This window comes from Magnetococcales bacterium (assembly GCA_015231175.1).
In the GTDB taxonomy this organism is placed as follows: Bacteria; Pseudomonadota; Magnetococcia; order Magnetococcales; family DC0425bin3; genus HA3dbin3.
Genome location: JADGBZ010000090.1, coordinates 3,889 through 14,206 on the forward strand (window position 1 = coordinate 3,889; position 10,318 = coordinate 14,206).

At 56.4% G+C, this 10,318-nt stretch carries 13 protein-coding genes; 4 read left to right on the top strand and 9 right to left on the bottom strand.

Annotated elements, in window-relative coordinates:
• The 7 genes from HQL63_14105 to lexA all read right to left on the bottom strand — a co-directional run.
• On the bottom strand, positions 1–480 hold a 480-nt coding region (locus tag HQL63_14105; GenBank protein ID MBF0177961.1), incomplete at its 3' end, for a hypothetical protein.
• A gap of 36 nt (positions 481–516) precedes the next feature.
• Positions 517–1,701, bottom strand: a complete 1,185-nt coding sequence (locus tag HQL63_14110) for a ParB N-terminal domain-containing protein (protein MBF0177962.1) — start codon at positions 1,699–1,701, stop codon at positions 517–519.
• Between the two features lie 17 nt (positions 1,702–1,718).
• The gene (locus HQL63_14115) at positions 1,719–2,609 is read right to left on the bottom strand and encodes a hypothetical protein (GenBank protein ID MBF0177963.1); all 891 of its coding nucleotides are present in this window, start codon (positions 2,607–2,609) and stop codon (positions 1,719–1,721) included.
• Positions 2,606–2,824, bottom strand: coding sequence for a helix-turn-helix domain-containing protein (locus HQL63_14120; protein ID MBF0177964.1), 219 nt, complete (start codon positions 2,822–2,824; stop codon positions 2,606–2,608). The genes HQL63_14115 and HQL63_14120 overlap by 4 nt, the downstream gene beginning before the upstream one ends.
• 458 nt (positions 2,825–3,282) lie before the next feature.
• Positions 3,283–4,227 carry a hypothetical protein gene (locus tag HQL63_14125; protein MBF0177965.1) on the bottom strand — a complete coding sequence of 315 codons (945 nt, stop codon included), beginning with the start codon at positions 4,225–4,227 and terminating at the stop codon, positions 3,283–3,285.
• Between the two features lie 2 nt (positions 4,228–4,229).
• Complete coding sequence (locus HQL63_14130; GenBank protein ID MBF0177966.1) at positions 4,230–5,405, bottom strand: hypothetical protein; 1,176 nt, start codon at positions 5,403–5,405, stop codon at positions 4,230–4,232.
• Positions 5,402–6,064, bottom strand: a complete 663-nt coding sequence (gene lexA / locus HQL63_14135; protein MBF0177967.1) for a repressor LexA — start codon at positions 6,062–6,064, stop codon at positions 5,402–5,404. The genes HQL63_14130 and lexA overlap by 4 nt, the downstream gene beginning before the upstream one ends.
• A 314-nt stretch (positions 6,065–6,378) precedes the next feature.
• On the opposite strand from lexA, the gene HQL63_14140 reads away from it, so the two are divergent.
• Genes HQL63_14140 through HQL63_14155 form a run of 4 tightly spaced genes read left to right on the top strand, consistent with a single transcriptional unit; the run spans position 6,379 to position 8,733 of the window.
• Positions 6,379–6,561 carry a hypothetical protein gene (locus tag HQL63_14140; GenBank protein ID MBF0177968.1) on the top strand — a complete coding sequence of 61 codons (183 nt, stop codon included), beginning with the start codon at positions 6,379–6,381 and terminating at the stop codon, positions 6,559–6,561.
• Positions 6,558–6,995 carry a DUF2924 domain-containing protein gene (locus HQL63_14145; GenBank protein MBF0177969.1) on the top strand — a complete coding sequence of 146 codons (438 nt, stop codon included), beginning with the start codon at positions 6,558–6,560 and terminating at the stop codon, positions 6,993–6,995. Before HQL63_14140 ends, HQL63_14145 begins: the two co-directional genes overlap by 4 nt.
• Positions 6,992–8,311 (top strand): recombinase family protein, encoded by a 1,320-nt coding sequence (locus HQL63_14150; GenBank protein ID MBF0177970.1) that lies wholly within the window; start codon positions 6,992–6,994, stop codon positions 8,309–8,311. Before HQL63_14145 ends, HQL63_14150 begins: the two co-directional genes overlap by 4 nt.
• A gap of 8 nt (positions 8,312–8,319) precedes the next feature.
• A complete protein-coding gene (locus HQL63_14155) occupies positions 8,320–8,733 on the top strand; it encodes a hypothetical protein (protein ID MBF0177971.1) in 414 nt (137 codons plus the stop codon).
• 77 nt (positions 8,734–8,810) lie between these two features.
• Here the strand turns inward: HQL63_14155 and HQL63_14160 are convergent, their stop codons facing one another.
• Positions 8,811–9,254, bottom strand: a complete 444-nt coding sequence (locus tag HQL63_14160; GenBank protein MBF0177972.1) for a hypothetical protein — start codon at positions 9,252–9,254, stop codon at positions 8,811–8,813.
• A gap of 84 nt (positions 9,255–9,338) precedes the next feature.
• Positions 9,339–9,623 (bottom strand): integration host factor subunit beta, encoded by a 285-nt coding sequence (locus HQL63_14165; GenBank protein ID MBF0177973.1) that lies wholly within the window; start codon positions 9,621–9,623, stop codon positions 9,339–9,341.
• Between the last annotated feature and the right edge of the window lie 695 nt (positions 9,624–10,318).

A 10,318-nucleotide genomic window follows, 5' to 3' on the forward strand; every position in this document is an offset into this window, starting at 1 on the left:
GTGTTGCTCACGAAAGCCCCCATCCTTTCGGTGGCCCTGGTCACCTTCCGTCACCGTGCGGGCCGGTTCAAACACCCGGCGGATGCTGTCCGGCCAAGCGGTATACTTCCGCTCGGAAACGTCAAAAGATGTTTCCACGTACTGGCCAGGGTCGTCGCCAGCTTCCCGAATGGTCTGGACAATCCCGGCCAACTTGCCTTGATCCCAGGAGGGGCGTTTGGGCAAATCCATGGCGACCTCCACCTCGCCATCCTGAAAACGGATCAGGCCAAACTCCTTACCGCTTTCCTGCCGGATGCTGGCAGCACGGTCACCGAAGCGGCGAACGAGCACCCCGTCAAGCAGGTCGCTGACCAGTTTGGTCTGGTTCATGACTTCGGCCACCCCCTTCTGGAGACGGGCCAGTTCGCTGGCGGGCAGGGCAGCGATATCGCCCAGGGGCATCTGTCGCAATTGATTGAGTGTGACTGGTTGGTCCATGGTATCCTCTCTTTGTTTGGTGGTTTTTGGTTGATGCTACCGCCGTTTGACGCTCTTGATCAGAAACACCAGGTCGCTGAGACGGCTCTCGAAGGTATTCAGGGTCTCCATTTGGAAGGCCCCGGGATCGGTTGCCAGATTGTTCTCCAAATCGTCCAGCATGGCTTTCAACGCTGCCCCCCGGTTGCTCTGCCGGACTGGATCCTCGTTGATTTCGTCCAACTGGTGTCCGAGGTATATGCACCGTTCCTCTGCTTCCAGGGCACGACGTTTCCACTCCTCCAACTCGGCCATGAGACTGGCAGGGGGCGGTACCGGCTCGGATGAACTGGACTCCAGTTCCTTGATGCGTGCCTTGAGAGCGGTGCGCTCCTTGTTCAGGGTTCTGATCCGCTCCTTCTGCGCCAACACCTCGCCAGACGTATCCTTGTACATGCGCTTCCAATCCACAGAACCATTTGGAACAGATGTGTCGCCGGTCTCTGCCGCATCCTCCGGTTCCCCACTGTGCCGACTGGGGATGGTCACCTGCGGACGGGTGGCTTCCTCCTTTTGCCGGACAACCTCACGAATGCTGCGAGCCTTGCCGTCCAGGACCGCCCGCACAGCCGCCATCTGTTCCGACTCCTCCAGGCTGGCGAGTGCATCCAGTTCCAGGCTGTTGTCGGCGATGCTTGCCACGTCACGGATGGAGTCCCGGACCTCCTGGCTGATGTTGTTGGCGCGACGAACGGCCTGCCTGATATTGCGATCCGTTGCCCCAGTTCTTTTGGCTGTATCCGATGCAAAGGAAATTATTTCCGTTGCATTTTCATCCCACCGTTTGTTGGCTCCAGCCGTACCCTGTTTGGTCTGTGGGTACTTTGTCTCGTACAAAGACTTGCGCTCGGCCAGATGCTCGGCTCGCTCCAAATGGGTCAACTCTGCCCGGCACAAATTCTCATCGATCTCGGCCAACCGCTGGTCCACATCCGAACCGGTACCAATGGTGGCGGGGATCTCCGTCTTACCCAGTTTCTTGTACGCCTCCAACCGGTGGTTCCCGGCAATCAGGCGAAACACACCCGTCTCCTGCCCTTCGTCATCCAATATCGGGCTCACAACGATGGGGTTCATCAGGCCAACCTCTCCGATACTCCCAGCCAACAAATCCACCGACTCCTGACGGATCTGCCGCAGACGCTTGCCAACCACGATATTTTCAATTGGAATCATGCTCATCTCTCGGTATCCTTCTCTCACTGTTCCTGTTGGCCTTTGTGCGGCGTGCCTTTGATCACGATTTCGCGATCTGGATCGACGACATTGATGCGGGTGATGGAATTGCCAGCAAAAAAGGCATTCCACGCGACTGCCACGGCCCTGGCCACATAGGCCGGGGTGACCGTTTTGTTTCCACGAATGAACGGCCCGCGATTGGTGCGGGTCAGATCGACGAATTCGTGCAAGATCTTGCGGGGGTCGTTGCTGCGCAGCCCGTCATTCAGAGCCACCTGCCGCCAGAACTCCCGCGCCTTTTTCTCTTGGTGACGGAAGGTGACCAGGGCCACCGAAAGGATGGGGGCTTTCGTGAGCAACACCGCATCCTTGCCACCACCAAGAATGGTCTCGAAAAAGGCGTTGCCTTCCTCTTCCCAGGTCTTCACCTCAGCGAGAACATCCTCCTGGCACCGACTGTCAGAACGACGGAAGCCTCCCTGGATGAATCGCAGCGCAGCCGCCACGTTGGTCGCCTGTTTCAGCGACATCCCAATCTGGTTGTGCAGATCCCTGGCTTTGATGGAGTCCATGACGGACCGCGAGAGGTGGTTGTCGTGCCGGGAGTAAAGCTCGGCCACCTCGTCCATAGTCTCTGCCACCGAGATCAGCACGGTCAGGGTTGTCGGAACACCCGCCTTCTCGATGGCGGACAGGGTGTGCTGGCCGTTGACCAAGAGCTGCTCGTTGCGAAACCGAACGAAATGGATCTGGGTACCCTGGATGAACCGCCCGGCATTGATCTCCTGCACCAGGGCATCCCGATGACGGGGACGCATGGAGCGTTGGCGAGAAAAAATGTTGTGCTGGAGCCAATCGCCAGCCACCTCCGGGGTAACTTTGACCTGCTTGTTTGAGTGAATCTGAATCATGTCCTTTCCTCCTGCCTGTTCCGTTTGGATGTATTGTTTGTATGAACGTGGTGTTCGGCCTCGTACTGCTCGATGTCGTTCTCGCGGTACATGATGTGGCCGCCTATTTTCAGGTAGGCCGGCCCTTTGTCCTTGCACCGCCAGTTTTGCAGCGTCCTGGGGTTGATCCCCCACCGACGCGCAAGCTGAAATGGGTTGATGTGACGGGTCTCCATGCCGTGCTTTCCTCCCGGTTGTGTGTTGAACGTGGGGAGGATGGTAGCAGGGGGGAAGGTAGGAGAAAGGAAGGAGAAAGGTAGGTAAAAGGTAGGAGCGACTTTTTTTTGCATTTTTTTTGAAAATTTTTATGGCATGGCAAATTGTCCGCAAGGTGACTCAACATAGTGAAAAAAATCAATATATTCTGATTTTAGACTGACTGGACAAACAAATATGGCAAATTTTGCATGGATGGGTGGGTGTGGAAAGCAGGTAGGAGAAGGGTAGGAGCAGGTAGGTGACCATGCGGGATGAGGGGAGCAAACGAACAAGGAGATGCGGGTAGGAGCAGGTAGGGAATCACGGAGGAGGGATGAACGGACGGGCTTGATAGGACAGGGGAGCATGGGGGAAAAAGACGGGTGACTGGCCCCGCCCAACATGAACGGGGCCAGCGAAAGGCGTGTACCGGGCGTTACTCTTTCAACCAGCAGAATCCACCACCGTAACCAATCAGATCCCTCCAGTCGGACCGCCCGCTGAAAAACTTGGTCAGGCTGTTGGCTTTCATCGATGCTTCAACATTTTCCAGTACAACCTGCGTTCGGCATTTCTTCTCACCTCGCTGCCATGCCCTCACCAGAATGCCGATCAACTGTCTTTGCTTCTCACCCGTAAAAGTGAACTCGCGCCCGTTAACCCGCACCACATCATAGTCGGGACTGGCCCAGACCGGAGACAAGTCGTCCACCGCCCCAGACCTGCCGGTCAGCATACTCTCCAACAGATCCATGTCCAGGCGGTAACGATCCCCCTCCGTGATCATGGCATCGTCCAGGCTGAGCATGCGAAATCCGTGGGGCAACTCGACATGCCGTCCCGTTGGGATATCCCTGGCCAATACCACCCCCGGCGACTTGCCACCGAGACGTTTCAAGGCATCGTAGATGTCGTCAAAACTCTGGTGCGCAGCCATCCGTCTGGCCAGAAAGACAGCCGCCGTGCCGGAGCCAAGAGAAAACGAGCCGATATTCCAGAGAAAGTTTTTGAGGACTGAGCGCGGTTCCCCACCCAGTCCGGCGATTTCCTGGATATGCCGCACGAAGCGGCCCATGTCCAGGTCATAGGTTTTCAGATCCTCCTCGGGGACATCCACGAAATAGCCATCATCAAAGCTGAGATACTGGTAGGTCCGGGTCTCCTCGTTCCACACGGGCTCCACCAAATCAGCACCCTCGTTGTGCCGGTCGGGTACCACCGTGCGAATTGCACCCTCCGTCAGGAACCCGCAATCGATGAGTGTCTTGCCCTCATCCTGGTAGAAATCCGCAATGTTGCCACCTGGCATCTCTGGTTCCGAAAAATTGAAAATGTCCAAAGCCAACTGGAAGGTCTTGAACGGCATCGACGTATTGGTCATGATCACACCTCCTTCACCAGGCCCCAACGGGGGAGATATTTGTCGCAGATCATCCGCTCCTGCTCGGTCTTGCTCTTCAGGTTGCAACCGTTCGGCAGGGAGATCGTTACATTGATGGTCCGACCGCGCCCGGATGATCGCCGCGATGGTCGTGTACGGACAGAAAATATCGCTTCGGCCACCTCATATTCTTTCCGTAGATTCTGGGCACAAATGAGCGACGACTGCGCGTGGTCGTAGACCGTTTCCCGTTTTTCCCAGTTGGTCAACAAGGCAAGGTGGGGTTTGTCTGCCCCTTTGCGACGCAAGTTCAGGCGCAGCACCTTGACTGCCGCAATGCCGTCAGTGGGATCACAGGGAAAGTCGTGTGGCTGGAGCAACGGGGAGAGGTCATACTGGCGCAGCGGAACCCGCATCCCCAAAATCCCCTGGCGCAGGATGATCTCGGCAAACAAGCGGGCGAGTCGTGCCCGGTTCTCCGTCCCATTGGCAACCACCTCGATGATCCCACTGCCTGGCTCGTAGACGATTGACACCTCATAAACCGGACGATGGGACTGCAGTTCCAGATCCCCGGTCGCATTGAACACCAACTGCATGTCGGGCAAGCCCTCCCGGTAGATCACCGCCTGGACCACCCGCGACAACTGCTCCTTGGCCTCAACCCTCAACCGCTCGAAAAGATCCAGGCGGGCATTGCGGGTGTCGAAAATGAGACGCACCTTTTCCTCAAACCGCCGATGATCCTCCGGATCCTGGCTGACAGCCACGCCACGGGGACCAACGAAACCAGACCACATGCGCCCCTGACGGTGGGTGTCAGCAAAACGGGCCTCCTCAGCCTGCCGAAACAACGCCGGATCATCCATGAACAGCCACAAGGCCCGCTCATAATGGCTGCCAAGCTCCTTCAAAGGTTTCCGATCCGCCGACACATGCAGCATGGCCCATTGTCCCGCTTCATCCGTCATGTCCTGGATACGATCAAAATCGGCATTCAACACTGCCAGGTCTCTTTCATCCAGCCTCTCCACGGCCTTGAGCAGGGCAGTGGCCGTGTATCCCCTTCCATCGTCGCGTTCGTTGAAAATGCCGCCAACACCCAAACCACGCCACAAAAAATAGTCCCGCAACCTCGGTGCCGGGGTGTTGCGGACCACCCGTGCAATCGTTGTCATGAGTCACCTCCAGATAGAGTTGTGCTGCGCACAGCCAATACCTTTCCCAAAATCCTGAGTTCATCTTCCTGTCTGACCCGAATGGGACGATAGGCCGGGTTGGCTGGCCGCAGCTCGATTAATGAATCTGATATGTACAATCGCTTGACTGTTGCCTCATTCCCCAGCAACGCCACAACGATCTCACCATTCTCCGCAATGGGTTGCCGACGAACGATCACGAAATCCCCCTCCTGGATATCGGCATCCACCATGCTGTCACCCTTAACCTGCAAGGCAAAGCAGGATCCCCTCACCACGCTGGTTTCCACCCATATTTCACCCATTCGATTTTCCGCCGCAAAAATGGGTGTCCCTGCGGCAACCAACCCGAAGACGGGTACGGCAACCAAATCGGGAAACTGGGAGCTGTCTTCCGCCAATGCCACTCTACGCACCGTGCCGGGAGCAAGAAAAAGCAGTCCCTTCTGGATCATGACATCGACCAACTCGTGCACACTGGGAGCCCTGACACCAAGAATCTGGGCTACATCAGAAATTTTAGGCGGAATTCCATCATGTGTTACAACAAACTTCCTGACGGCATCGATAATCCGCAACTGGGCAGAGGTCGGACCTTCTGTGGTTGGGCGACCGACTCGCTTCTTATTGTTTTCCATCGTATTTATAGGCTCTCATACAGGGAACGATCATTTATTTTAGGATAAATTTGATGTGGAAAGCATACATGAGATGATGATCCGTTTGTCAAGAACAAAAAAACGATCCGATACAATTTTATTTTTAACGAAACACAGCCGAACATAACCATTAGCTCCACTTGCCACCCACCTCACCAAACCTCACAGAGAGACATTTGTTGTCACGGAACAACATTAACCACATGAAAAGGTTTTACATTTTGATTCCGATGGCCTTATCTTCCTCCTCAAGCGCAAACAGGAACAATCTCCAAACGAGGAAGGTGCCGCCAATGATCACCACCACACACCCCACCCACATGTCCGACGACGAACGCCTCAACGAGGTCGCCCGCATCCTTGCCACCGGCATCCACCGCCTTCTGGAAAAACAAAAAACGGAGAAGATTCCCCTGGATAACTCGCCAAACCAATGGCCCTATGGTCGAAAAACAACCAAAGGAGAAAGGCGATGAACATTGGAGTAATAAGACGGGTGGCGGCCTTGCCAGGCATGTCGGTGTCCGAGTTGAAGGCAATGTGGAAGACGTACCATGAGACAGAGCCGCCCCCGTTCAACCGGGCGTTTTTGGTGAGTCGGCTGGCGTACCGGATCCAGGAATTGGCCTACGATGGCCTGTCGGAGAGGAACGAAAAGCGGTTGGAACGGATCCCGGCCGATGACGCGCCGCAGGAGAAAAAGCGACCGCCGGGGGAACGGTTGATGACTGGCACCCGGCTGACGCGGGAGTGGAAGGGGGTGCAGCACAGTTGCGTGGTGTTGGACGACGGCTTTGAATACCAGGGGCGGCGGTTCAAGAGTTTGTCGGCGGTGGCCAACTTCATCACTGGCTCCAAATGGAATGGACTTGTGTTTTTCGGACTCAAGAAACAGGAAATATTGAAATGACAAAACAACCAGTCACACCAAAAATACGCTGCGCCATCTATACGCGCAAATCGACTGAAGAGGGGTTGGACATGGAGTTCAACACCCTGGATGCGCAGCGGGAGGCATGCGAAGCCTACATCGCCAGCCAGAAGTCAGAAGGCTGGCTCCCCGTGCCAGACCGCTACGACGATGGCGGTTTCTCTGGTGGAAGCCTGGAACGGCCCGCCTTGAAACGGCTGATGAAAGACATTGATGCTGGCAAAGTCAACGTGGTGGTGGTCTACAAAATTGACCGCCTGACACGCTCCCTGATGGATTTCACCAAGCTGGTGGAAACCTTCGATCGGCGGAATGTCACCTTTGCCAGTATCACCCAGGCGTTCAATACAACCACTTCTATGGGAAGATTGACGCTTAACATACTTTTGTCATTTGCGCAATTCGAAAGAGAAATCTCCGCCGAGCGTATCCGTGATAAGTTCGCCGCATCCAAAAAGAAAGGCATGTGGATGGGCGGCCACCCACCGCTCGGGTATGTCGTCCAGGAGCGCAAACTGGTGATCCACCCCACCGAGGCCGAGACGGTGCGCACCATCTTCCGCCGCTTTGTCGAAATCGGCTCTGCCACCCAGCTCATCCGGGAACTGGCCGAGTCGGGTGCGGTTGGGAAAAATGGCAGGCCACTAGACAAGGGGGCCATCTACCGCATTCTCGGCCATCACGTTTATGTCGGCGAAATCGCCTACCAGGGTGCGATCTACACCGGGGAGCACCAAGGGATCATCGAACGGGAACTCTGGGACGCCGTCCACACCATCCTGGCCACCAACACCCGGGAACCACGCTCAGCCTCCACCCGTGTGCAAACCGCTGCAGTGCTGAGAGGCATCATCCGTTGCCGCCACTGCGACAGAGCCATGAAGCCGACATACTCCCGAAAGGATGGGAGAGAATACCGCTATTACACCTGCCAGTCAGCGGACAAAAATGGGGCCGACGCCTGCACCCTGCGGACAGTGGCCGCCGGGAATGTGGAACGGGCGGTGTTCGACCAAGTGCGGGGACTGCTGCGCACCCCAGAAATGATGGTCCGCACCTTCCAGGCCATGGACGAGGGTGAAACCAAGACGCCAGAAAGCAAGGTAATGGAGTCCCTGCGCAACCTGGGAACCCTGTGGGACGAATTGTTCCCCGGCGAGCAGGCGCGGCTTCTGCAACTGCTGGTGGCAAAGGTGGATGTCAGCCACCAGGGGGTTTCCGTGCATCTCAAAACCGGTGGGCTGAAAAGCCTGATGACCGAAATGGACACAGACGACGAAGGGAGCGTGGCATGAAAGCAACGATGAGCGACGACGGAAGCATTCTGGTGGTTCACATCCCCATGCGCCTCAAACGGTGGGGTGCCAGGACAGAGATCATCGCCCCGCCGGGCACACCCGACTGGGCACCGCCTCCAGCGTCGCCCCAGCAGGCGATGATCAAGGCGTTGGGACGCGCCCACCGCTGGCTGAAAATGCTGGAGTCCGGCAAGGTGGCCTCCATGCGGGAGCTGGCTGAACAGGAAAAGCTCGACGGCTCGTATGTTTCCAGGATCTTGCGCCTGACGCTGTTGGCACCGGATATCATCAATGCCATCCTGGATGGTCGGCAACCGGAGTCGCTCACCCTGGCCGATCTCATGGAGCCGTTGCCGATGTTGTGGAGTGAACAACGGGAAAGGCTGGGGTTCCCGAGCGTTCCGTTACGGGATGCGTAGGGGTGCGGTCGGAACGCTGGCAGGTTGGTAGAGAAACCTCCCGGCATCACGATGCCGAAGGTGGGGTAAGCAGCCGGTCAGCGTTTCGCAACAGCACGCGGTCGTGACACACCGGACAACCTTTCCATCACCTTCTGGTTGACAATCCCCTTCTCCATCGCAATGAAAAAGAAGAATTTCTGGAGGGCAACCCTTCTATCGTTGTCGGTGGTGCTGTCCCATACTTTGCGGCGATACCACGTCTGGAAATGGGAGTTTGCCATACCAATGGTGACATCCTCCAGCTTCTGTACATCGGTGTGCCTGCAAAGGAACTCGATGAACATATGGATGATGGATGAATGTTTGTTGGCCGTGCGTTTGCTGTATTTCTCAGCAAGGTGCTCGGCAAACGCATGGTTCAGGGCATCCAACCCGTCTCGAAAGGGCTGCCGTTCCTCCTCGGCTTTTTTCATTGCCTCGAAATATTCGTCAAGCTTATCGCCAGGAATGACAACCCTGCCAGTAAAGACTTGTGCCATAAACCCTTTCCCCATCAACCGTTCAAAACAGCCCGGCCACCCATGCCAGACAGCCAGAGCCAATCACGCCCAGTTTCTGCCAGCTCACAGTCCCTGATGATCCACCCGCTCCCGCAATTCCTTTCCCGTCTTGAAGAAAAGCACACGCTTGGCCTCCACCGCCACACTCTCCCCCGTCTTTGGGTTGCGGCCTGTGCGCGACTGGCGTTCTTTCAACCCGAAACTGCCAAATCCCCGCAGTTCAACCCGGCGGCCAGCCTCCAACGATGCGGCAATGGAGTCGAATATGGTGTCCACGGCGGCATCCGCGTCCTTCCGCGTCAGTTTGAGCTGCTGAACGATCAGGTTGATCAACTGCGATCTTGTCATGGTGGGACTCCTTGCGACGCATAGTGCAAAACTTGGAACAGCCTACCAGAGTGAACCACGCGCTGTAAAAGGGGAAAATCGCGCCGCTGGCATCTCACCCCCTCTCAACGGCATCCTCAATGACTATCAACCTCCCCCTGGAAAAGGCACTGGCCGTTGCTCGGATGGTCGCCGAATGCGGCGGCAAAAGGAAACCGGGCGAAGACGAACCTACCCCGGCATCCCTGTTTGTGGTTATGCGGGTCGTGGTTGAGGAGCTGCAGCAAATCGCAGAGGTGATGTGGGTGGTCAATCGGGAGGAAGCTGAGCAGGATGGAAGGAGTTGGTCGGAGCGGGTCGCTCTCTCAACTCCTCCAACAACGCCGCCCTGCTGGACGCAGTAGCCATCCCCCGGCAGAGCCGGGGGCTTTCGATTGCTGGCCCCTCAAAGAGGCCTTTTCGCAATCGTGAAAAGCAAGGTTGCAAAATGCTAGTGGGTCAACAAAGCTGAATTGACGGGTAGAGACGCCCTAATTTGATCCTCGCATCCTGGGTCGTGAACTGCCAATTCACTTTGCAGTCTCTCCGATTGCGCTCTTTTTCCCACGCGGAAACTTCCCTGTCCAGCGTCTCTCTATCAGGAATCCGCCGGTCCAAACACTGATTACTGAGGACGCTTAACTCGATTTCTGCCATATTTAACCAACTGCCGTGTT